Raw genomic sequence first — 22,872 nt, forward strand, 5'->3', positions numbered from 1 at the left:
AGACCGGCCCGATCGGACGCGGGTCGTCTAGTTCGCAGGGCCCGTGGGCTCGTCGTCGCCCGGCGCGGCCGCGCCGGTGTCGCGGCCGGCGGCGTCGCCCGCACCGGGGCCGGGCGCGGCCGGCGCGCCGGGGCCGGCACCGTGGCCGGTCGACTCCGCGAGCTCGGCCTGCTCGAAGGCATCCGGCTTCAGCGCCATCTGCAGCAGCGCGAGCACCATCAGCACGACGATGAAGACGCCGCCGGTGCCGATGAGCGTGAGCATCCAATCGCGCGTCGCGATGAGCACGACGACGCCGACGAAGATCGCGGCGATCGCGGCGCCGCCGACGTACTCGGCCGGGCGGAGCAGCTCGCGGCGGCTCGGCTGGTAGGGCTCGCGCGGCGGCTGGCCCGGGTTCTCGTTGGTCACGACTGCTCCGATCCGGGGGTGGCGGCGCCGGCCGCCGGGGCCTCGCCGCGGCCGGGGGCGCCGGCCCACTTCTGCGACAGCCCGCCGATGACGAGGTAGACGCCGAGGATCGCGAGGTACGCGCCGAAGAAGCCGACCGCGGTCACCGAATCGGGCGGCAGCAGCACGAACAGCACCGCGAGCACCGCGGTGAACACGCCCGCCGCGAGGCGGTCGCGCGCACCGGCATCCCGGCCGCGCCCGCGCAGGCCGAGGTAGAGCTCGAGGAATCCGGTGATCGCTGCCCAGGCGCTCACGAGGTACAGGAAGAACGGCAGTCCGCCGCCCGGCACGGTCAGCGCGAGCAGACCCGCGACGGCCGTGGCGATCGCGGAGATCAGCATGATGGCGCGCGTGGTGCGGTCGGCGACGAAGCGCAGGCTCAGGGCGCCGACGACGACGCCCACGACGACGGCCCAGATGCCGAAGACGAGCAGGCCGAGCGCGGGGGAATGGTCCTGCGAGAAGGTGATGGCCGCCGTGGCGGCGAGGGCGAGCGCACCGCGGACGACGGGCACCGCCCAGTCCTGGGCGCGCGCGGATGCGGCGGTCACGGCGACCTCTTTCGCTGTCGATGGGTGCCCCGTCGCTGCCGGGGTACCCATCCATCCTACGCGCCGTCGAACTGGGGATTCGGCGTACGCGACGGGCCCGCGCGCGACGATGCGCAGTCCGCGGGATCGGGTCAGCTGCGCCGGCTCCGCTCCGCGAACGCATCGAGGTTCGCGATGAGGTCGCGCGCGACCCAGATCCGGTTGCGCTGACGCGAGTTCGCCTGGGTGAGGATGCCGCGATCGACGAGTGTCCCGATCGCGGAGAAGATCGCACGGCCCGACCGTGGCAGCCGGTCCTGCATGAGACGCGAGTTCAGGACCGGATGCTCGAGCGCGAGGTCGGCGATCGTCCGGGCGACCGCGTCCGAGCGGACCCCCCGCAGCTTCGCCTCCCACGACTCCCTCGTAGCTTGGATGTCGGCGACGAGCTGCCGACCGTTGACGACCGCGAGCACCGCGCCCTCGGCGAACACCCCGACGATCGGCTGGACGTCGCCCTCGCGGTAGCGGTCGAGCGCCGCGAAGTACCGGTCTCGCTGCTGGAGGATGCCGGCCGAGATCGGAGCGGTCACGGACTTCGTCAGTCCCGACCGCCGCAGAGCCGACTGCACCAGCGCGCGGCCCGTGCGCCCGTTGCCGTCCGGGAACGGGTGGATCGTCTCGAACTGCGCGTGCGCGACGGCGATGCTCGCGAGCGGGACCGCCGACGGCCGCAGCGAGAACTCGATCAGGTCGTCCAGCGCGGCCTCCACCCGCTCGTGGTGCGGCGGCACGAAGTCTGCGCCATGCGGCGAATAGTGCGTCCGGTCGCCGCCGCCGATCCAGACTTGATCCGTGCGGTACCGGCCGACGATTCCCGGGTCCGACTCCTTCAGCAGCTCTCGGTGCATCGCGATGATCGTCTCGTGGTCGAGGCCGTGGGCAGCCTCGACGGCCGCTTCCATCGCCCGAACGTTGCTCACGATCAGCGGCGCGTTGCCGTCGACTCGTTCCCCGAGCTCGGCCTCGGCGATCGCCCGTGCGCCGGAGGTGAGGTTCTCGATCTGCGAGCTCGACGCCGACTCGCTGCGCAGCAGGATCGACGCGAACGGCGCAGTGACGGCACCGACCTCGACGTCGAAGCGGACGAGCTGCTGCTGCGCGTTCTGGACAGCCTCGGCGAGCCCCTCGGAGAGCACGACATCGAGATCCGCGATCCTCGGGGTGACCGCGGCCTCGTACGGGCGGGTGATGGTCGCGCGGATGCTCGCGGGGAGCACGTCCAACGGGACCTTCGGCGTCCACGGGCGCTCCTCGTAGCTCACCGCGGTCTGCCGTGTCGGCTGAGTCATCTGCATCCTTCACCACCCGCTCGCTGTAATGAAGTTTAGCGCCATAACCTTCACTAACGAGAGGCCCAAGCGAAGGTTCTGGGCTGGGCGCGGCCGGTCAGCTCGTCGAAGGGCTCCCGAGCGACTCGTCGAGGAGCCACATCAGCGCGACGGAGAACAGCACCAGATTGATGAGGATCAGCGCGAAGCGATACCCGCGAGGGCCCCCGGTGCTGATGCCGGAAATCTGCGCGCCGATGTTCGCGAGCGCGAGTGCCGCGACGAGCAGCATCCACAGCGGAGAGAACAGAACGGCGAGGAAGAACGCAACGACGGCGCCCCCGAGCACCGCGAGGGTGAGCGGGCCGCCGAGCCGAGCGGGCGACTGTTCCGAACGCGCTTCTCCCAAGAGATCCTCCTTTCCTCGGATGTTTCCGCCGCACTCGGTTTCGTTACCGAAGTGACGCGACTGCCCCGGGCCGTCGGGCCCGGGGCATCGCACGAGGCGCGGCTACAGCGCCCGGAGGATGTCCTCGACGCGCTGCTTGGCGTCGCCGAACAGCATCTGCGCGTTGTCCCGTGTGAACAGCGGGTTCGCGACGCCCGCGTAGCCCGCCGACATCGAGCGCTTGAAGACGACCACGTTGCCCGCCTCCCAGACCCGCAGCACCGGCATCCCCGCGATGGGGCTGCCCGGGTCCTGCGCCGCTGCCGGGTTCACGGTGTCGTTCGCGCCGATCACGAGCACGACGTCCGTCTCGGCCAGGTCGTCGTTGATCTCGTCCATCTCCTCGACGATGTCGTACGGCACCTTGGCCTCGGCGAGCAGCACGTTCATGTGCCCGGGCAGGCGACCGGCGACCGGGTGGATGCCGAAGCGCACCTTCACCCCGCGCTCGCGCAGCCGGCTGGTGAGCTCCGCCACGGGGTACTGCGCCTGCGCCACCGCCATGCCGTAGCCGGGGGTGATGACCACGCTCGAGGCATCCCGCAGCAGCGCCGCCGCCGCCTCCGCATCGAGCTCGCGCACCTCGCCCTCGACCTCGCCGCTCGAGCTCGGCGCCGCGATGCCGAAGCCGCCCGCGATGACCGAGATGAACGAGCGGTTCATCGCCTTGCACATGATGTACGAGAGGTAGGCGCCCGAGGAGCCGACGAGCGCACCGGTGATGATGAGCAGATCGTTGTTCAGCAGGAAGCCCGCCGCGGCCGCCGCCCAGCCCGAGTAGCTGTTCAGCATCGAGATGACGACGGGCATGTCGCCACCGCCGATCGAGGCGACGAGGTGCCAGCCGAGCAGCAGCGCCAGCACCGTCACGACGACGAGGAGCCACAGCTCGGGCGTGATCACGTACCAGACGGTGAGGCCCACGAAGGCGACGAGCGCGCCCAGGTTCAGCGCGTTCTTGCCCGGCAGCATGAGCGGGGCCGACTTCATCCGCGCCGAGAGCTTCAGGAACGCGACGATCGAACCGGTGAAGGTGACGGCGCCGATGAAGACGCCGATGAACACCTCGGCGTGGTGGATGTCGAGCAGGGCGCCCGACATCGCGGACTCCTCGAGCGCGCCGTTCCAGCCGACGAGCACGGCCGCGAGACCGACGAAGCTGTGCAGCAGGGCGATGAGCTCGGGCATGCCGGTCATCGCGACGACGCGGGCCCGCCAGAGGCCGATGGCGCCGCCGACGAGCACGGCGACCACGAGCAGGATGAGCCCCGTCGTGACGGAGGCCGTGCCCCAGGCGCCGGCGAGCGTCGCCCACACGGTCGCGACGAGCGCGATGACCATGCCCGCGATGCCGTAACCGACACCGGCTCGGGCGGTTTCATGCTTGCTGAGGCCCGCGAGGCTGAGGATGAACAGCAGCGCGGCGACGAGGTAGGCGGCGCTGGCCACGGAACCGGCGACGGTGAGCGTCGAGAGCTCGGTCATGTCAGGCACCGGCCTTTCCGTCGGTTCCCGCGCGCTCGGTCGTGGCGGCGGTGCCCGCAGGCGGCGCGCCGACCGAGAACATGGCGAGCATGCGGCGGGTCACCGCGAAGCCGCCGAAGACGTTGATGCTCGCGAGCAGCACTGCGACGGCGGCGAGGATCTGCACGACGAGCACGTCGCTCGTGATCTGCACCATGGCGCCGACGATGATGATGCCCGAGATCGCGTTCGTCACGCTCATCAGCGGGGTGTGCAGCGCGTGCGCCACCTTGCCGATGACGTAGAAGCCGACGACGACCGCGAGCATGAGCACCGTGAAGTGCTGGGGGAGCGGCGGCGGTGCGACGGCGTTCACGAGGAACAGCGCGGCGACGCCGATCGCGACGAGGAGCGCCTTCTTCGCGGCGGACATCGGCGCCTTCGGTGCGGCGGGCTCGGCCGCGGCCGCCACGGGCGCGCCGGCGGCCGGAGCGGCCGAGACCTGCACGGGCGGCGGCGGCCAGGTGACCTCGCCGCCGCGGGCGACGGTGACGGCGCGCTGCACGACGTCGTCGAAGTCGAGCACGAGCTCGCCGTCCTTGCCGGGGGTGAGCAGCTTCAGCAGGTTGACGATGTTCGTGCCGTAGAGCTGCGAGGCCTGAGTGGGCAGGCGCGAGGCGAGGTCGGTGTAGCCGAGGATGACGACGCCGTTCGGCGTGACGATCCGCTCGCCGGCGACCGAGCCCTCGACGTTGCCGCCCATGCCGGCGGCCATGTCGACGATGACGCTGCCGGAGCGCATGCTCGCGACGTCGGCCGCGGTGATGAGCTTCGGAGCGGGGCGGCCCGGGATGAGCGCCGTCGTGATGATGATGTCGACGTCGGCGGCCTGCTCGGAGTAGATCTCGGCGGCGCGGCGGTCGTACGCCTCGCTCGTCGCCTTGGCGTAGCCGTCGGTGGACTGCTCGACCTCGACCTCGACCTTCAGGTACTCGCCGCCGATCGACTTCACCTGGTCGGCGACCTCGGGCCGCGGGTCGGTGGCGCGCACGATCGCGCCGAGGCTGGATGCCGCGCCGATCGCCGCGAGCCCGGCGACGCCGGCCCCGGCGACGAGCACCTTGGCGGGCGGCACCTTGCCGGCGGCGGTGACCTGACCGGTGAAGAAGCGGCCGAACTCGTGCGCCGCCTCGACGACGGCGCGGTAGCCGGCGATGTTCGCCATCGAGCTGAGCACGTCCATGGACTGCGCCCGCGAGATGCGCGGCACCGCGTCCATCGCGATCGCCGTGACGCCCGCGGCGGCGAGCCGCTCGAGCAGCTCGGCGCTGAAGGCCGGGGCGAGCAGGCCGATGATCGTGGTGCCCGAGCGCAGCGCGGCGACCTCGGCGTCCGTGGGCGCGTTCACCTTGAGCACGATCTCGCTCGCCAGGGCCTCGGCGCCCGCGACGATCGTCGCCCCGGCGTCGCGGTAGGCCTCGTCGAGGAACGCGGATGCCTCGCCGGCTCCCGTTTCGACGGCCACCTCGTAGCCCAGTGCGATCAACTGCTTCACGGTCGCCGGTGTCGCGGCGACCCTCGTCTCCGGCGGCTGCTCGGTGACGACCCCGATTCGGGTCATGCGGTTCTCCTCTGCCTTCGTCTTCGTCGACGCGTCCGCGCACGGTCGGACTGCGGGCTGCAGCACTCGCCGCGGTCCCGAGCGAATGCACGGGGCGGCGGCACTGCAGCAGGGCTGGCACCACTCTAGAGGACGCTTCTTCCTCAGTGTGAAAATTACATTTCATTATGCGGAAGCGGGGAGGGTCATCGTGGTGACTGCGGCCAGCGTATGGGGTGCTGAGCTGAGGATGCCGCGATTCTCCGCGCGCCGAAGATGAAGGATTCCCGGTTCTTTCCCCAGGCGGAACTTCGGCGGCGACGCTGCGCGTAGTCGCGCGCGCTCCGCTCTTGTCGATGAGAGAAACGGGTCGTAGAGTACGTTCCCAAGGCAGATCGTGCGTTTGCCTGCTCCGGTTCTTCGACCGCCTGGAGACGACCAGCGACCCGTCGCGGCTCCGGCAGCAGGGTCCGATTCCTTCGGAGAAGAACGAAATGGACGCACACTTTCAAACGGCCGAGGCGGTGACGGGCCGAATTGAACGCGGCGCTCGGCCCGCGGCCCGCAGAGGCGGCTCGGACGCCTCGTGGCAGTCGCTGGTGTGGCGGTTGCGCTGGTCATTGCTGGCCCGGCCTTTCATGCCTCCGCGGCGAGCACCACATGGAAGGACGGCAACACGACTTCCTGCAGCACATATTCAGAAGCAACCGCATACCAGTCACGAACCGGGATTCGCGCCTATCTACCTGCAGTATGGAGCTTTCAACAGGTACAGCTGCGGGTCTGGTTCGGAACCGCGAACACCACCCAGTGGTCGAGTGATGTGACCGTCAGCAACACCCGAAGCTACGGTTCGGGCAAGTTCACCTGGCGCAATGACACATGCGAGGACAAGACTCGGGGCGTCGGCCAGGCCCTCAATGTCGGCGGCCTGGCACGGGCAGCCTCTATTGGCGCTGCCGATGAAACCGACATCAGTCGGCACCAGGGAATTGTCGATGCCGCGTCGGGCTACGGGCTCGATATCTCCCAGGCGGAGTTGCTCGCAGACGACGGGGCGACCAAGATTTGGACGATCACCGTAGGCGAAGAGGTCTTCTTCGCGACGGCACGAGGCGAGTTCACTACCCTCGCCAGGACGACCGCCGCCCAGCTGGCGACCCACGCCTACACGGTTCTCATCGAGGACGAAGGAACCGCCGCCCAGTACGTCATTGTCGACGAGGCACACGTGGGCGCGGCCAGGGCAGTGGGAGGTTTGCGTGAGCTCACGAGCGGCGTCTCCGTCGATGATGCCGTGAACGCGCGGGCTTCGTCGAAGGTGACGACACTTCGAGGTGATGCGGACAGCACCAGTCCCGGATACGACTTGGCTCTCTTCAGCCCGGAGGCGAAGTAGCCCATGTTGGACGAGCAAGATGCTGCCACACTGACAAGGGACAGCCGACGATGAACGGAGGCGACATGTTCACTTCGCTGCAAGGTGGCGGATATCTGGCCGAGGCCGAGGTCCGGGCTCGCCAGGCCGCAGAGCAAGCCCAACGCACACCGGTCCCGGTACGCACGTCGGCGCAACGGCGACCGATCCGCACGTGGCTGCGGCGACTCGTTCGCAGGAGGAAGGGCTGAACCTCCCTTCTGGGACGTGCACCGCTCCTCCGAGACTCAGTCCACGAGTTCCGTCGAATCGAACAGCTCCCGTTCGAGGCCCGCGCGGATCGCTTCGCCTCGTCGCTCCCATGCATCGGGGCTCGACCCCGGCTTCCAGCCGGCAAACGGGTCGAAATGCTCCAGCCACTCGTCGTGCCATCGGCGAATCTCGGCGGCAAGTTCCTCGCTCAACCCGAGATCAGCCGGCGAGGCGTTGAACGGCTCTGATCCGATCAGCCACAGCGGCCATGGATGGCCCCAATCGGGAGCGAAGCGAAGCCTTCGCAGCCCACCCGCCCGCCGCAGGCGCTCCCGGCGCAATACCGCATCGGGCGTGGCGAATTCAGGGACCATGACCTCGACCTGCGTCTCGGGGTCGATCACCACTCGCATGAGTTCACCTCTCGGCCGGATCCCCTCCACGGGCCCCAGCTAAAAGTATGCACAACTCCTGGGTGACGCGACCTGTATCTCACCTGGTCGTCCGCACTCCGGTCACGGCGTTCTAGTATCGGACGAGAACGCGCGGCGCATGCCGCCGGGAGAGGCGGTCCAGGTGGCCAAGGATGCCCCGGCGAACGCCGCCGGATCGCAGACGCTGAGCCGCGGCATCCGGGTGCTCGAGGTGCTGGCGGACGCCGAGCGCCCGCTGACCATCGACGAGGTCGCCACGGCGCTCGCCGTGCACCGCTCGGTCGCCTACCGCTTGCTGCGCACCCTCGAGGATCACGGGCTCGTCACCCGCGACGCGGCCGGGCGGCTGCTGCTCGGCGCCGGCCTCGCGGCCCTCGCCGCCGGGGTGCAGCGCGACCTGCAGCAGCTCGCGCTGCCCGAGCTCGCCGAGGTGGCCGAGGACCTCGGCATGACCTGCCTGCTCGCGGTGCTGCTCGACGGCGACGAGGCCGTCACGCTCGTCAGCGCCTCGCCGCGGCGCACCGCGGCGGTGTCCTACCGGCCGGGGCACCGGCATCCGATCACCCGCGGCGGACCCGGCAAGGCGATCCTGCTCGGACTGCCCGAGCGCAGCTGGCCCGCGGATGTGCCAGAGCCGCTCCGCGCCGAGGTCGTCGAGAGCCGTCAGCGGGGGTACACGGTGAGTCACGACGAGGTCGTGCCCTCGCTGCGCTCGGTCGCCGTTCCGCTCAGCCTGCCCGGCCAGCCGCCGGCATCGATCGCGGTCATCCACGTCTCGTTCCCCCGGCCGGAGGCCGAGCTCGCCGAGCGGCTGCAGGAGGCGGTCGCCCGGCTGCAGCGCGCCTCCGGGGTGTGAGCCGCCTGGTCCCCTGAGCCGGTCGAAGGGAATGTGGCCTGGTTCCCTTCGACAAGCTCAGGGGACCAACGGGCTCAGGGGACCACCGCTACCGCTGGGGGCGCAGGGCTCCCCCGAAGAAGGCCGCGAGTTCAGCGGTCGCGGCGAGCGGCAGCACGTGCGCGACGTACTGGTCGGGTCGCACGACGACGACCGCGCCGTCGCGGGAGATGCCGCGCTCCTCGAAGATGTCGGTCTTGCACCAGGCGCTCGGGGCGGCGGCGAAGACCTTCTCCCAGTCCATGAGGCCGAGCGGTCCGGTCTTCGGCCGGAACACCTCGGGCACCGCCATGATGTCGACGCCCTCGTGCGGCTGCTGATAGATCACCTTCACGTCGAACACGGCGTCGACGTCGGCGCCCTCGGGCGTGAACCGCGCGAGCGGCGACTCGGCCGAGTCGGACAGCCACTCGGCCCACGACGCGAGCGCGGATGCCTCGCCGGCGGCGGGCGCGTCGGCGAAGGCGTAGATGCGCCAGCGGCCGTCGGCCTTCGCGTGGTGGCCGAGGTGCACGACGTTGCCGTCGCACACCATCGACACCTCGGAGGACTTGAAGCGCTTGCCGATCGGGAACCCGGTGGCGAGCGCCTGGTGGGTCGCCTCGCCGACGATCGCCGACGGGGCGTACTCGGTCATGAAGCCCGAGGGGAACTCCGCGGTGCCGAGGTAGTAGTTCGCGAGCTCCTGCGGGTCGGAGATCTCCTCCGGCTTGCGCGCCATGAGCGAGGACCACTCGCGGTCGAAGTCGATGAGCTGCTGGGCGACGGGCTGGCGCTCGGCCGAGTAGGTGGCGAGCAGCTCGGCCGGGGCGAGCCCGGCGACGACGGAGCCGAGCTTCCAGCCGAGGTTGAAGCCGTCCTGCATCGAGACGTTCATGCCCTGGCCCGCCTTCGCGCTGTGCGTGTGGCAGGCATCGCCGGTGAGGAACACGCGCGGCGAGGCATCCGCCCCCTCCCCGCGGTCGTCGAAGTGGTCGGTGACCCGGTGGCCGACCTCGTAGACGCTGAACCAGGCGACCTCGCGCACGTCGATCGAGTACGGCTGCAGGATGTCGTTCGCCTTGGCGATGATCGTCTCGATCGGCGTCTTGCGCACCTCGTGGTTGTCGTCGGCCGAGACCTCGCCGAGGTCGATGTACATTCGGCAGAGGTAGCCGCCCTCGCGCGGGATGTGCAGGATGTTGCCGGCGGCGGAGTTGATCGCGCACTTCGTGCGCCAGTCGGGGAAGTCGGTGTTCACGACGACGTCCATGACGCCCCAGGCGTGCGCCGAGATGCCGCCCACGTGCTTGCGCCCGATCGCCTCGCGCACGCCGCTGCGGGCGCCGTCGCAGCCGGCGACGTACTTGGCGCGCACCGTGCGCTCCTCCCCGGCGCGCTCGCCCGCGGTGTAGCGCACGCGCACCTCGACGGGGTGGTCGCCCGCCTCGGGCGAGCCGTCGGGGTGCACCGTGAGGCCGAGGAACTCGATGCCGTAGTCGGGCTTCATGCGGCCGGGACCGTTCGCGGCGGCCTCGGCGAAGTAGTCGAGCACGCGTGCCTGGTTCACGATGAGGTGCGGGAACTCGCTGATCTTGTAGCCGTAGTCCTCGGTGCGGGAGGTGCGGGTGATCTGCCCGGGGTGCTCGGGGTCGGGGCCCCAGAAGTTCATGTAGCCGATGTTGTAGGCCTCGGCGATGATCCGCTCGGCGAAGCCGAAGGCCTGGAAGGTCTCGACGCTGCGGGGCTGGATGCCGTCGGCCTGGCCGAGCACCAGGCGTCCGTCGCGGCGCTCGATCATGCGCGCCACGACGTCGGGGTACTGGGAGAGCTGCGCGAAGAGCAGCATGCCGGCCGGGCCGGAGCCCACGATGAGCACGTCCATCTCGTCGGGCAGCTCGTCGGGCCGGTCGAGGCCGACGCCGGCGGCGGGCTGGACGCGCGGGTCGCCCGAGACGTATCCGTTGTGGTGGAACTGCACGGGGGCTCCTCACCTCGTCGTGATGGGGCGCCGCTGCGGCGTCCCGCCCGAGCGCGGCTCGCGTCTCGCCATCCGCTCTCGTTCGATAATCGAACGTGCCATTCGGTTATCGCGCAGTGATCATACGCCCGCCCCGCGCGCGGGACAACCGCGGGCGCGGCGGGGAAGAGCCGCCGCGGCGAGGAGGAGGCCCCCGAGGCCTACTTGATGCTGCCCTGGGTGAGCCCGCCCACGAGCCAGCGCTGCAGGAACAGCGCCAGCAGGTACACCGGGATCATGCCCGTGAGCGACGCCGCCGCCATCTGCCCGAACATGACCTCGCGACCGCCCTGCATGAGGGCGATGCCGACCGGCAGCGTCTGCGACGCCGTGCTCTGCGTGAGCATCAGCGGGATGAGGAAGTCGTTGTAGACGAGGATGAACGCGATGATCGCGACCGCGACCACGCCTGGCGCGACGAGCGGCAGCACGATGCGCACGAGGGTGCGCACCGGCCCGCAGCCGTCGATCTGGGCCGCCTCGTCGATCTCCTCGGGGATGCCCCGGAAGAAGCCGTCGAGCAGCCAGACCGCCACCGGGGTCACCATCAGGCCCTCGATGAGGCCGAGGCCGATCACGTTGTCCATCAGCCCGGCGGTGCGCACGAGCATGAACAGCGGGATGACGGCGACGATCGGCGGCGCCACGTACGCCGAGACGATGAGCGCCATGGAGCGCGATCCCCCGGTGCGCAGCCGCGCCATCGCGAAGTTCGCGGGGATCGCCACGGCGAGCGCGACGACGGCCGCGATGGCGGCGGCGATGAGCGAGTTGCGCAGGTAGACGAGCACGGGGGCCTGCTCGAAGGCGGAGGCCCAGTTCTCCCACGCGATGCGGGAGGGCAGGATGCGGGTGGAGAGGATGTCGTCGGGGCTCTTGAACGACATCGTCACCAGGTACAGGATCGGCAGCAGTGTGAAGCCGATCGCGATGGCGATCACCGCCCACTTCAGCACGACGACGCCGCGGGGCGCCCGCCCGATGCGACTCGTCGAGCTGGCCCGGCGGGACCGGGGCGGCTGCCCGTCCGGCACGGTCATCGCGCGGGTGGTCGGCGCGTCGGCGGCCCCGGCGGGACCGCGCTCGATGGTGGTCGACATGGTCACTCACCGGCCTTCTGGAGTCGGGTGCGGTACGAGGAGAGCGGCACGATCACGATCGTGACGAGCACGAGGAAGACGATCGTCTGCGCGGCCGCCGCGCCGACGTCGAACTGCTGCAGCGCCGTGCGGTAGATGTTGAAACTGCTCACGGTGGTGTCGAGGCCGGGCCCGCCGCCGGTCATGATGAACACCAGGTCGAAGACCTTGAACGACACGATGAGCTTCAGCATCAGCACCGTGACGAGGGTCGGCAGCACGAGCGGGAAGGTCACGTGACGGAAGGTGCGCCAGACCCCGGCGCCGTCGACCTGCGCCGCCTCGAAGACCTCGCCGGGCAGCGTCTGCAGGGCCGCGAAGAGCAGCAGCACGCAGAACGGCACCCACTGCCAGACGTCGACCACGACGATCGAGATCATCGCCGCGGGCGAGCTGCCGAGGAAGAGGATCGGGTCGGCGCCCGGGGAGACGAGCTGCAGCACGTTGTTGAAGAGCCCGCCGGTCGGGGCGAACATGAGCTTCCAGATCACGCCCGCCATGACGGGCGGCGTCATCAGCGGCAGGAGGAAGATGACCCGCACGACCTTGCCGGACCGCACCGCCACGTCGAGTGAGAGCGCGATGACGAAGCCGATCACGAGGGCGAGCAGCGCGGACGGGATCGCGAAGACGAGCGAGCGGCCGAGCGACGGCACCGTCACCCCGTCGCTCAGCACCTTGGCGAAGTTGTCGAAGCCCACCCACTCGGCGAACGGCCGACCCAGCGACGACTCGCTGAACGACACCACGACCGTGTAGATCAGCGGGTAAATCGCGACGATCGCGATCGCGAGGAACGCGGGGGCGAGGAACGCCCAGCCGATGCGCCGGCCGCGCGGCTTCCGCAGCGCCGCCGTCTCCGGGGCCACCGTTGCCATGGGGGACTTCCTTGTCTCGAGCGACCCGGGCAGGCCCGGGCGGATGGGTCGGGGCCGGCCGGCCGGAACACGGAGTCCCGGCCGGCCGGGCCGGTCAGAGCTTCTGCCAGGCGTCCCAGGTCTGGGCCATGGCCTGCTCGGCGGTCAGGTTGCCCTGCAGCATGAGCGCGAGGTTGTCGTTCAGCGCCGAGATCATCTCGGGCGCCGCGGGCGACGTCGGCCACGACTGCGCCTCGGGCAGCACCTGCGCCGACACCTCGGCGACCTGCGGGGCGAACTCGCGGTACTTCTCGCTCTCGAGCGTCGAGGTGCGGATCGGGTCGACGCCGCTGCCCGTCGTCGTGATGAGCTGCTCGTTCATCGCCTTCGAGGAGGAGAAGCGCACGAAGTCCTTCGCGAGCTCTGCGTCGGAGGCGTTCGGGCTCACGCCCATCGCCCAGCCCGCGTTCAGCGCGCCCGAGACGTGCCCCTCGGGGCCGATCGGCAGCGGCGCGACGCCCCAGCCGTCGACGATCTTCGACTGCCCCGGGTCCTGGGCGAAGACGCCGAGGTCGGTCCAGAACTCGATCATGCCGACGTTGCCGGCGAGGAACTGCGGCAGCGCCTGCTCGAAGCCGATCTCGAGCGGGCTCGGCAGGGCGTAGGGCGAGGCATCCAGCATCGCCTGCGCCGCCGCGACCGCGGCGTCCGTCGTGAGATCGGGCATCGCCGGGTCGATCGGGTCGGGCGACATCGTCGCGAGCCGGTTGAAGAAGGTCGAGCCGATGTTGAACGCGCTCTTCGAGCCGAGCAACGCGGCGCCGTAGACGCCGTTCGCCTTCTCGGCCTCGGTGATCGTCTTGGCGGCGGCGACGTACTCGTCCCAGGTGGTGGGCACGGCGACGCCGTTCCGCTCGAGGATGTCGGTGTTGTAGAAGAGCACGTGCGTGTCGCCGTCGATCGGCAGCCCGTACGTCTTGCCCTCGAACTGCGTGTACGGCCCGAAGATGCTCTGGATGAAGTCGGGCTCGTCGATCTCCTCGTCCGACGAGGCCCAGTCGGTGAGGTCGGCGAGGGCGCCGGCCTCGGCGAGCGCGCCGACCGAGGTGTACCAGTACTGGATCGCGTCGTAGTGGTTCGTGCCCGACTGCGCGTCGAGGATCGCCTTGGTCTGGATCTGGTCGTAGGGCACGACCTCGATCTCGACCTTCACGCCCGTCTCCTCCTCGTACTGCTCGGCGAGGATCTTGCCCGCGCCCTCCTGGGGCTGCGCGATCAGGACGTTGAGGGTGCGGTCGCCGTCGCCGGCGTCGCCGCCGTCGGCCGCGCAGCCGGCGAGCGTGCCGGCCACGACGAGCGCGGTCGCGATCGCGGCCGTGCGGATGGCCCGTGCGGGACGGGTCGAGAAGCTCCGTTGCTTGCTCATTGCTCGGATTCCTTTCGTGGTTCTCTCGGGGGAGGTGCAGCTGGGTGGTTCAGTCGCTCGGGCGGTCGCCCGGGTGCCAGGGGCGGTCGATCTTGTCGGCCGCGACGCCGGGCGCCTTGATGAAGAGGGCCCGGAAGGGCGCCCCGCCCGTGTTGCGCAGGAAGTGCTCGACGTTCGGCGGGCAGCTGACGAACTCGCCCGCCGCGAGGCGCACGGGCCCCTCGCGGTCGATCCAGAGCTCCGCCTCGCCCTCGACCGCGAGGAACGACTCCTCGTGGTGCTCGTGCAGGTGGTTGGCGAACTCGTCGCCCGGCCGCAGGACGATGGTGCCGAAGGCGGCGTGGTCGGCCTGGCTCAGGTAGCCGGGGCCCCAGTCGCCGAAGCGGAGCTCGGCGTCGGCGAGGCGCACAGGGCGCACAGGCACGTCTGCGCCGCTCATGCCGCCCGCCGTGCGGCCGCGAGCTCAAGGTAGCGCTCGTGCGCCTCGGCGGGGTCGAGGCCGTCGTGCACGACGGCGCGCACGGCCTGGATCATGGCGGCGGGGTCGGCGCTCTGGAAGATGTTGCGGCCCATGTCGACCCCCGCCGCGCCCGCGCGGACGGCGTTCGAGGCCATGGTCAGGGCGTCGAGCTCGGGCAGCTTCTTGCCGCCCGCCATGATGACCGGCACGGGGCATCCCGCGACGACGTCCTCGAAGCCCTCCTCGCAGTAGTAGGTCTTCACGATCTGCGCGCCGAGCTCCGCGATGATGCGGGTCGCGAGGCCCAGGTAGCGGGCGTCGCGCACGAGCTCCTTGCCCACGGCCGTGACGCCGAGCACCGGGATGCCCGCCTCGTAGCCCTCGTCGACGAGCCCGGTGAGGTTCCGCACGCTCCGCGACTCGTGCTCGCCGCCGATGAAGACCTGCACGGCCACCGCGTCGGCGCCGATCCGGACCGCGTCGCGCATCGCCATGGCGGGGTACTCGTCGGAGAGGTCCTTCAGGATCGACGGCCCGCCGGACGCCCGTAGCACGAGACCGGAGCGGGTGGTCGCGGGGAACGAGGTGCGCAGCGCCCCGCGCGTGCCCATCAGTGCGTCGGCGTAGGGGGCGAGCGGCGCGATGTTCAGGTCGAGTCGCTCGAGCCCCGAGGTGGGGCCCTGGAAGTAGCCGTGGTCGAACGCGAGCATGACCGTGCGGCCCGTCTCGCCCTCGAAGATGCGGCCGAGGCGGTGCTGCATGCCCCAGTCGTAGGCGGCGGCGCCCTTGATCGCGTGCCCGAAGCTCGCGGCGGGGACGGTGGGGGCGAAGTCCTTCGCGTTGACGTTGCCGTCGAGGTCAGCCATTGGTGTCCTTCTTCTCTCGGTCGGTGGGTCGGGCGGGCCGGTAGTGCAGGCCGCCCGGCGGGGTGAACAGGGGATCGATGCCGGCGGCGCCGGTGGCGCGCACCTGCGCGTCGTACACGGCGAGCCAGCGGCGGTAGGCCTCGTCGGAGGCGGCGACGGCGGCTACCTCGGGCGCGAGCCGTCGTTCGCCGCCGCCGGCCGGCGGCAGCTCGGCGCCGATCGCGGCGGCCGCGAGCCGGGCCGCGCCGTAGGAGGTGGCCTCGGCGACCGTCGAGGTGACGACGGTGCGGCCCGTGGCGTCGGCGATGAGCTGGGGCCAGAGCCGCCCGCCGCTCGAGCCGCCGGCGAAGACGAGCTCACCGCTGCGACCGGCCGCGCCCGCCGTGAGCTCGTCGAGGATGGCGAGGTGGGCCCGGACGACCCAGGCGGCCGCCTCCTCGACGGAGCGCACGAAGGTGCCGCGGCCGAAGCGCTCGGGGTCGTTGATGTCGAACCCGACGAACGCCGGCGCCGCGTGGTGCCAGGCGTCGGCCTGCATCGCGTTCGCGAGCACCGCGACGAGCCCGTTCGAGCCGGGCGGGACGGCGGCGGCGAGCTCCTCCATCACGTCGAAGGCGCCCGACGGACCGCGCGCGGCGACCGCGTCGACGAAGAACACGTCGCGGAGCCACCGCATGGCCAGGCCCGAGAGGAAGCTGATGCCCTCGACCATCCAGCTGCCCGGATCGACGTGGCACAGGGTGCGCAGCCGACGCTCGGGGTCGATGACGGGCCGGTCGACGAGCGCGGTCGTCTGCCAGAAGGTGCCGCCGACCACGACGGGCGCGCCCGGCACCGCGCCGATGCCGTGCAGCGCGAGCTGCGTGTCGGCGCCGCCGATCACGACGGGGGTGCCCGCCGGCAGGCCGGTGGCGGCCGCGGCGTCGGGGGTGACCCGGCCGGCGATCTCGCCGCCCTCGAGCACGGGCGGGAGGATGCCGGGGTCGATGCCGACGAGGCCGGCCAGCTCGGGCGACCAGGAGCGCGCCGACAGATCGAACAGCGCGCTCGAGGAGCCGCACGTCGGATCGGTGGTGAACTCGCCGGTGAGCCGGGTGACGACCCAGTCGCTCAGCATGCCGAAATGCCGCGCCTCGGCGAGCACCTCGGGTGCCTCCTCGGCGATCCAGCGCAGGCGCGCCGGCGCCGTGATCGACACCCAGTCGCCGCCGAGGGCGAAGATGCGGTCGGCGGCGCCCTCGTCGACGAGGCGCTGCGCCTGCCCGCGGGCCCGTCCGTCGGTGTTCGGGCAGGCCCAGAGCTCGCGGCCGCGACCGTCGTAGAGCACGAAGCCCTCGCGCATGCTCGACGCCGCGACGGCGGCGACCGGGCGGCCGTCCAGGGCGGTGACGACCTCGCGCACGGCCTCGGCGACGAGCGCCCAGTTCGCGGCGGTGTCGAAGGCCGTGCCGCCGGGGTGCCCGGCGACGGCGCGGTGGCTCCACTCGCGTCCGGCACGGGCGACGACGGCGCCGTCGAGCGCGACGGCGAGCGCCCGGGCGGAGCCGGTGCCGGCGTCGATCGCGAGGACGACCGGGTCGCGGGTCACGACGCCCGCTCCTCGGTGTGTTCGAGGTGCTCGACCACCCGGTCGACGACCATCCGCGCGCCCCGGGCGAGCGTCTCGAAGGTCGCCCCGCCGATGTGCGGCGTCAGCTGCACCTGGGGCAGCGCGACGAGTTCCCGCCACGGGCCGTCGGGCTCGCAGACGTCCATCGCCGCGGCGCGGAGCCGACCGCTGCGGAGCGCCGCGAGCAGCGCCGCCTCGTCGACGAGCGATTCGCGGGCGGTGTTCACGAGCACGGCCCCCTCGGGCAGCAGCCCGAGTTGGGCCTCGCCGACGAGGTGCCGGTTCTCGGCGGTCGCGCGGGCGTGGATGCTCAGCACGTCGACCTCGGGGAGCAGCGCCTCGAGGCTCGGCGCGAGCGTCACACCCTCCACGGCGTCGGCGACGAAGGGGTCGTAGGCGGTGACGGTCATGCCGAGCGCCAGGGCGCGGGCGGCGACCAGGCGGGCGACGTGCCCGAGGCCGATGAGCCCGAGGCGCGCGCCCCGCAGCTCGCTGCCGAACCAGCGCGCCCCCTCGAAGGCGGACTCGGCGATCGCCCGGCCTTCGGCGGCCGCGGCATCCACGTCCTGCAGCGCCGGCCGCAGGTTGCGGAAGGCGGTGATGATGAAGCCGATCGTGAGGTCCGCGACCGCCTCGGCGTTCTTGCCGGGGGTGGTGGCGACCGTGACACCGAGCTCGGCGGCCGCGTCCAGGTCGATGTTGACCGGGCCGCCGCGGGCGCAGCCGATCATCCGCACCGAGGGGTTCTGCTCGAGCACGCGCCGGGTAATCGGCGCGCCGTGCACGACGAGCACCTCGTGCCCGTCGATGAACGCATCGACCTCGGCGGGATCGCCCTCGTACTCGCGGAGCCCGTCGAGCGGCCAGCTCGGGGCATCCGTCGGCGTCATCGTACGCAGCTCGACGGCGTCGACGCGGCCGTCGAGCGCATCGGCGAAGACCTCGGCCGACATGTAGCTGTCGCCGATGACGAGGATTCGGGGCGAAGTGGGCACAGACGTCTCCTGCGGGTGCGTGGGGTCGAGGAACGGGGGCACCGGCGGTGCCGCGACGTTCGGGGGAGGATTCGGGGGAGTCGGGGGATGGTGGCGCTCAGCGCCCGGGATAGGTGCCGGAGGTCGATCTCGCGTCGAGCCCGGCGGCGTTGTGACCGCTGTCGACGGTCACGCGCATGCGGTCGGTGCGGACCGAGGCCCGTGAGAAGTCGATCGGCTCGTCGTTCTGGTCGTAGGCGACCGCTTCGACGACGACGATCGGATGCCCCTCCTCGATCTCGAGCAATCGGGCGAGCGCCCGGTCGGCCGAGTGGGCTTCGATGGTGCGGTGCATCCGGGTGATCCGGGTGCCGAGCACCTGCTCGGCCGCGACGTAGAGGCTGGCCCGCGGGTCGCGCAGGCTCGGCAGGACGGCGGCGAAGCGCTTCGGCATGTAGTTCACGACGTGCACCGCCGTGAGGGTGCCGACCGCGCGGGTGCGTTCGAGCACGAAGCCGTGCCCGTCGCCCTTGAAGACCGCCGCGGCCCACGGCGGCAGCACGTCGACGCCCGAGCGCAGCACCGTCGAGGTGAGGGCGCTGCGGTCGCCGTCGGCAAGCTGGCCGAGCAGGCTCGGTGCGCTCTCCAGGGTCCAGGACGACGGCGCCTGCGTGGTGTCGACGAACGCGCCGCGGCCCTGCTGGCGGGAGATGATGCCCGACTTCTCGAGTCGCGCGAGCGCTTCCCGGATCGTCGTCCGCGACACCCGGTAGTGCTCGCGCAGCTCGTGCTCGCTCGGCAGCTTGCTGCCGTGCGACCACACGCCCGTCGAGATCCCGGACTCGATGCTCCGGAGCACCTGGAACCACATCGGTGACTCCGAGCTCCGGTCGAGCGCCGGGAGCGTCTCGAGCGCGTCTGCGTTGGTCATGTTCCGCCTTCTTCGGTGGGGTGCCTCAATCCTCACCGGGCGCACTTGTACCGGACCAGAGACAAGTTGGCGACGTTACCGTTCTGTGATATTCATATGAATCCGCTGATCAGTGCGATTTCTCAAACGGATGCCTCGGCGCCCGGCTCACCGCTCGGCGCGTTCTGTCCCCTCCGACCGGACAAGTCGCCGCCACCGGGCCGACCGCGGCGGCTCGACCACCGGCACCGACCCGGTCACGACCGCATCGACCGTCATCGAGCCGTCGACGGGCCCCACGACCGGGATGGGCGTGGTCGGCGTCGCGGTGCGGGGTTCGACCGGCATCCGCCCGAGCCGCCGATGCTCGCGCGCGTACGCCGGGATCAGCAGCACGACGGCGCCGATCCACGCGAGCGGGTTGCTCCAGACCACCCCGACGAAGCCGAACGCGGCGCCGAGCACGATCGCGGCGCCCACCCGCATGACGAGCTCGATCACGCCCGTCGCGGTCGGGATCATCGTGTGCCCGAGCCCCTGCAGCGCCCCGCGCAGCACGAACAGCACCGCCAGCGAGGCGTAGGTGTAGCCGTCCACCTCGAGCATGAGTGCGGCGTCGGCCACGACGCCGTCCGAGCCCTCCCCGACGAAGAGGCGCACGAGCTGCTCGCCGAAGAGGATGAACGGCACCCCGATCGCGACGGCCGTGCCGACCGCGAGCCAGGTGGCCTGCACGACCCCGCGGCGGATCCGGTCGGGCCGGTGCCCGCCGAGGTTCTGCGCCGTGTACATCGAGGCCGCGAGGCCGAGCGAGGCGAGGAAGGCGACCGCGAGCGAGTCGACACGCGACGCCGTCGTGTACGCGGCGACCGCGTCGGCGCCCAGCTCGTTCAGCGCGACCTGCACCGTGAGCGTGCCGATCGCGATGATCGAGGCCTGGAACCCCATCGGCAGGCCGACGCGCAGGTGCTCCAGCACCTCGGCACGGGAGACCCGCCAGTCCGCGCGGCGCACGTGCAGCGCCGGCACCCGGCGGCGCACGAACTCGAGGCACAGCCCGACCGACACGGCCTGCGCCACCACCGTCGCGAACGCGGCGCCGCCGACGCCCCAGCCGAGCACGCCGACCATGAGCACGACGAGCCCCACGTTCAGCAAGCAGGAGAGGGTGAGGAACACGAGCGGCGTGCGCGAGTCGCCGATGGCCCGGATGATCGCGGAGAGGTAGTTGAAGAACATCACGGCGGATGCCCCGAGGAAGCTGATCTGCGTGAACGCGGTCGCCTCCGGCAAGAGCTCGGGCGGCGTCTGCAGCAGCTGCAACGCCGGCCCCGCGATGAGCGGAGCGCCCACCGTGAGCAGCACGCTCATGGCGCCGGTGAGCAACGTGCCGGTCGCGACCGAACGGCGCACCCGCTCGTGGTCGCGGGCGCCGAACGCCTGAGCGGTCGGGATGGCGAAGCCGCTCGTCACGCCCCACGCGAAGCCGAGCAGCAGGAAGAGCAGGGGCCCCGTCGCGCCGACGGCCGCGAGGGACGCGATGCCGAGGTGCCGGCCGACGACGATCGCGTCGGCCACCTGGTAGAGCTGCTGCACCACGTTGCCGATGAGCAGCGGCACGGCGAAGAGCAGGATAACGCGCCAGGGGGCGCCGGTCGTGAGGGTTCTGGCCATGGGGCTCTCGACGGTGGGAGTGGCGGACGGGAAGGGTCGAGCAGGTGCGGCGAGCGCGCCCGGACCGAGCTGACCGCGGCGCTGCGCGCCATTCTATCGAATCGATTCGATTCTGCGCGAACCGGCCGTCCCCGCCTTCGCCCTCGTCGACCTCCGCGGCGAGGCCGCGCTGCTCGCCTCGAACGACGAGGTGCTGCTCGCCGAGCGGACCGAATGACGTCGGCGGCGCTCGGCCCGATCGAGCTGCCCGCCCCCTACATCGGTGCCATGTCGGCGAACTTGGAGAAGTGGCCCTGGAAGGCCACGGTCACCGTGCGGGTGGGACCGTTTCGGTGCTTCGCCACGATGAGGTCGGCCTCGCCGGCTCGGGGGCTGTCGCGCTCGTAGGCCGACTCGCGGTGCAGCAGGATGACCATGTCGGCGTCCTGCTCGATCGAGCCCGACTCGCGCAGGTCGCTGATCGCGGGCATCTTGTCGGCGCGCTGCTCGGGACCACGGTTCAGCTGCGAGAGCGCGATGACGGGCACCTGCAGCTCCTTCGCGAGCAGCTTCAGCGCACGCGAGAACTCCGAGACCTCCTGCTGGCGGCTCTCGACCCGCTTGCCGCTCGTCATGAGCTGGAGGTAGTCGATGACCACGAGCTTGAGCCCGACGCGCTGCTTGAGCCGGCGGCACTTCGCGCGGATCTCGACGAGCGTCATGTTGGGGGAGTCGTCGATGTAGAGGGGCGAGTCGTTGATGCGGCCGCGCGTCGAGGCGATGGTCGTCCAGTCGCGGGAGTCGACGCTGCCCTTGCGCATGTTCTGCAGGGGCACGTTCGACTCGGCGGAGAGCAGACGCATCGCGATCTCGCTCTTGCCCATCTCGAGGGAGAAGAAGACGGAGGGCAGGCCGTTCGTGATCGAAGCCGCGCGCGCGAAGTCGAGCGCGAGCGTCGACTTGCCCATCGCGGGACGGGCGGCGACGACGATCATCTGGCCGGGGTGGAAGCCGTTCGTCAGGTCGTCGAGGTCGGTGAAGCCGGTGGGCACGCCGGTCATCTTGCCGTCGGTGTGCTTGGCCGCCTCGATCTCGTCGATCGCGACCGTGACCGCATCGGAGAGCGGCACGTAGTCCTCGGTCTCGACCGAGCCGGTCACGGAGTAGATCTCGGCCTGCGCGTTGTTGACGAGATCGACGACCTCGCCCTCGCCCGCGTAGCCCATCTGCACGATGCGCGTGCCGGCCTCGACGAGCCGGCGCAGCAGCGCGCGCTCGGCGACGATCTCGGCGTAGAAGCCGGCGTTCGCGGCCGTGGGCACGAGGCTCGTGAGGGTGTGCAGGTACTCGACACCGCCGGCCCGCTGCAGCTCGCCCGACTTCGTGAGCTCGTCGGTCACGGCGATGACGTCGGTCGGCTCGCCGTGCGAGTAGAGGGTGAGCACGGCGTTGAAGACGACCTCGTGCTTCGGCACGTAGAAGTCGACGCCGCGGATCGTCTCGATGACGTCGGCGACCGCGTCCTTCGAGAGCATCATGCCGCCGAGCACGCTCTGCTCCGCGAGCAGGTCGTGCGGCGGTGTGCGCTCGCCCCGCGGGGCTGCGCCGTCGTCGACCGGCTCGGCGAGTCCGATGTGAGCGATCGACACGGTGATGACCTCCGATTCGGGGACGGCGGGCGGGCGCGGAACGACCTCGGTTCCGTTGTACCCGGGACCGCCGACATGATCGCGCGGGGTTCCCCGACCCACGCGCGCGAGACGATTGCTTCACCATAAGGAAGCACTCATCCACATACAAGCCAGCCTGTGGATAACTCTGGGGACAATCTGGGCGAAACGCCGATCAACATGTGCACTTCGCCTGTGGACAACTGTGGAAATCGTGTGAATTACATGAGTTGAATTCCGCGTTGACCAGGTCTTTCCACAATCCACACCTGTGGGGGAAAACTTTCTTGAGATTGCACGGATGAGCCTCACTCACCTGTGCACAAACATGTTGAAATCTCCGGAATGGGGGACTTGTGCGAGGGCTCCGGCAGGTGTAGTCCCGGTGAACCATCCGGAAACGACGAAGCGGGGGGACCCCCCCGGTGTCGCCCCTTTTTCCCGGGTTTGACCCCCTTTTCCCGACTCCCCCCCGGGTTGTCTTCCCATTCCCCTCCTCGCTTCAAAGGAAGGAGACCCCATTG

General features: G+C 70.8%; 20 protein-coding genes. 2 read left to right on the forward strand and 18 right to left on the reverse strand.

The window, feature by feature from the left end; genetic code table 11:
* Positions 1–27: 27 nt before the first annotated feature.
* From ACFWE1_RS13825 to ACFWE1_RS13850, 6 genes are all read right to left on the reverse strand, one after another.
* Positions 28–411, reverse strand: coding sequence for a hypothetical protein (locus ACFWE1_RS13825; protein WP_376934006.1), 384 nt, complete (start codon positions 409–411; stop codon positions 28–30).
* Complete coding sequence (locus ACFWE1_RS13830) at positions 408–1,004, reverse strand: DUF308 domain-containing protein (protein ID WP_376934007.1); 597 nt, start codon at positions 1,002–1,004, stop codon at positions 408–410. The genes ACFWE1_RS13825 and ACFWE1_RS13830 overlap by 4 nt, the downstream gene beginning before the upstream one ends.
* 131 nt (positions 1,005–1,135) lie before the next feature.
* A complete protein-coding gene (locus ACFWE1_RS13835; protein WP_376934008.1) occupies positions 1,136–2,335 on the reverse strand; it encodes a Fic family protein in 1,200 nt (399 codons plus the stop codon).
* Between the two features lie 97 nt (positions 2,336–2,432).
* Entirely contained in the window at positions 2,433–2,723 is a 291-nt protein-coding gene (locus ACFWE1_RS13840; protein WP_376934009.1) for a hypothetical protein, read from the reverse strand.
* Between the two features lie 102 nt (positions 2,724–2,825).
* Positions 2,826–4,247 carry a Re/Si-specific NAD(P)(+) transhydrogenase subunit beta gene (gene pntB / locus ACFWE1_RS13845; RefSeq protein WP_376934136.1) on the reverse strand — a complete coding sequence of 474 codons (1,422 nt, stop codon included), beginning with the start codon at positions 4,245–4,247 and terminating at the stop codon, positions 2,826–2,828.
* Position 4,248: 1 nt separating this feature from the next.
* Positions 4,249–5,847, reverse strand: a complete 1,599-nt coding sequence (locus tag ACFWE1_RS13850) for a Re/Si-specific NAD(P)(+) transhydrogenase subunit alpha (RefSeq protein ID WP_376934010.1) — start codon at positions 5,845–5,847, stop codon at positions 4,249–4,251.
* 565 nt (positions 5,848–6,412) lie between these two features.
* On the opposite strand from ACFWE1_RS13850, the gene ACFWE1_RS13855 reads away from it, so the two are divergent.
* A complete protein-coding gene (locus ACFWE1_RS13855; RefSeq protein ID WP_376934011.1) occupies positions 6,413–7,225 on the forward strand; it encodes a hypothetical protein in 813 nt (270 codons plus the stop codon).
* A 266-nt stretch (positions 7,226–7,491) separates the two neighbouring features.
* Here the strand turns inward: ACFWE1_RS13855 and ACFWE1_RS13860 are convergent, their stop codons facing one another.
* Positions 7,492–7,869 (reverse strand): hypothetical protein, encoded by a 378-nt coding sequence (locus ACFWE1_RS13860; protein WP_376934012.1) that lies wholly within the window; start codon positions 7,867–7,869, stop codon positions 7,492–7,494.
* Between the two features lie 163 nt (positions 7,870–8,032).
* Here ACFWE1_RS13860 and ACFWE1_RS13865 point away from each other — a divergent pair, with 163 nt between their 5' ends.
* Positions 8,033–8,746, forward strand: a complete 714-nt coding sequence (locus ACFWE1_RS13865) for an IclR family transcriptional regulator (protein WP_376934013.1) — start codon at positions 8,033–8,035, stop codon at positions 8,744–8,746.
* An 88-nt stretch (positions 8,747–8,834) separates the two neighbouring features.
* Here the strand turns inward: ACFWE1_RS13865 and ACFWE1_RS13870 are convergent, their stop codons facing one another.
* The 11 genes from ACFWE1_RS13870 to dnaB all read right to left on the reverse strand — a co-directional run bounded on the left by ACFWE1_RS13870 (position 8,835) and on the right by dnaB (position 22,327).
* Positions 8,835–10,745: an FAD-binding monooxygenase gene (locus tag ACFWE1_RS13870; protein ID WP_376934014.1), complete on the reverse strand. Its 1,911-nt coding sequence runs from the start codon at positions 10,743–10,745 to the stop codon at positions 8,835–8,837.
* 200 nt (positions 10,746–10,945) lie between these two features.
* The gene (locus tag ACFWE1_RS13875) at positions 10,946–11,884 is read right to left on the reverse strand and encodes a carbohydrate ABC transporter permease (protein ID WP_376934015.1); all 939 of its coding nucleotides are present in this window, start codon (positions 11,882–11,884) and stop codon (positions 10,946–10,948) included.
* Positions 11,885–11,886: 2 nt separating this feature from the next.
* The gene (locus tag ACFWE1_RS13880) at positions 11,887–12,801 is read right to left on the reverse strand and encodes a carbohydrate ABC transporter permease (protein ID WP_376934016.1); all 915 of its coding nucleotides are present in this window, start codon (positions 12,799–12,801) and stop codon (positions 11,887–11,889) included.
* Positions 12,802–12,895: 94 nt separating this feature from the next.
* Positions 12,896–14,206, reverse strand: coding sequence for an ABC transporter substrate-binding protein (locus tag ACFWE1_RS13885; RefSeq protein ID WP_376934017.1), 1,311 nt, complete (start codon positions 14,204–14,206; stop codon positions 12,896–12,898).
* A 49-nt stretch (positions 14,207–14,255) separates the two neighbouring features.
* Positions 14,256–14,645: a cupin domain-containing protein gene (locus ACFWE1_RS13890; RefSeq protein WP_376934018.1), complete on the reverse strand. Its 390-nt coding sequence runs from the start codon at positions 14,643–14,645 to the stop codon at positions 14,256–14,258.
* Positions 14,642–15,532 carry a 3-hydroxy-5-phosphonooxypentane-2,4-dione thiolase gene (lsrF, locus tag ACFWE1_RS13895; RefSeq protein ID WP_376934019.1) on the reverse strand — a complete coding sequence of 297 codons (891 nt, stop codon included), beginning with the start codon at positions 15,530–15,532 and terminating at the stop codon, positions 14,642–14,644. The genes ACFWE1_RS13890 and lsrF overlap by 4 nt, the downstream gene beginning before the upstream one ends.
* Entirely contained in the window at positions 15,525–17,120 is a 1,596-nt protein-coding gene (locus ACFWE1_RS13900) for an FGGY family carbohydrate kinase (RefSeq protein WP_376934020.1), read from the reverse strand. Before ACFWE1_RS13900 ends, lsrF begins: the two co-directional genes overlap by 8 nt.
* Positions 17,117–18,136: an NAD(P)-dependent oxidoreductase gene (locus tag ACFWE1_RS13905; protein ID WP_376934021.1), complete on the reverse strand. Its 1,020-nt coding sequence runs from the start codon at positions 18,134–18,136 to the stop codon at positions 17,117–17,119. Before ACFWE1_RS13905 ends, ACFWE1_RS13900 begins: the two co-directional genes overlap by 4 nt.
* 97 nt (positions 18,137–18,233) lie before the next feature.
* Entirely contained in the window at positions 18,234–19,046 is an 813-nt protein-coding gene (locus ACFWE1_RS13910) for a GntR family transcriptional regulator (protein WP_189083992.1), read from the reverse strand.
* Between the two features lie 147 nt (positions 19,047–19,193).
* Positions 19,194–20,699: an MATE family efflux transporter gene (locus tag ACFWE1_RS13915; protein WP_376934022.1), complete on the reverse strand. Its 1,506-nt coding sequence runs from the start codon at positions 20,697–20,699 to the stop codon at positions 19,194–19,196.
* A gap of 254 nt (positions 20,700–20,953) precedes the next feature.
* Positions 20,954–22,327, reverse strand: a complete 1,374-nt coding sequence (gene dnaB / locus ACFWE1_RS13920; protein ID WP_243570920.1) for a replicative DNA helicase — start codon at positions 22,325–22,327, stop codon at positions 20,954–20,956.
* Positions 22,328–22,872 lie beyond the last annotated feature (545 nt).

The sequence above is a fragment of the Agromyces sp. NPDC060279 genome (genome assembly GCF_042726785.1).
In the GTDB taxonomy this organism is placed as follows: Bacteria; Actinomycetota; Actinomycetes; order Actinomycetales; family Microbacteriaceae; genus Agromyces.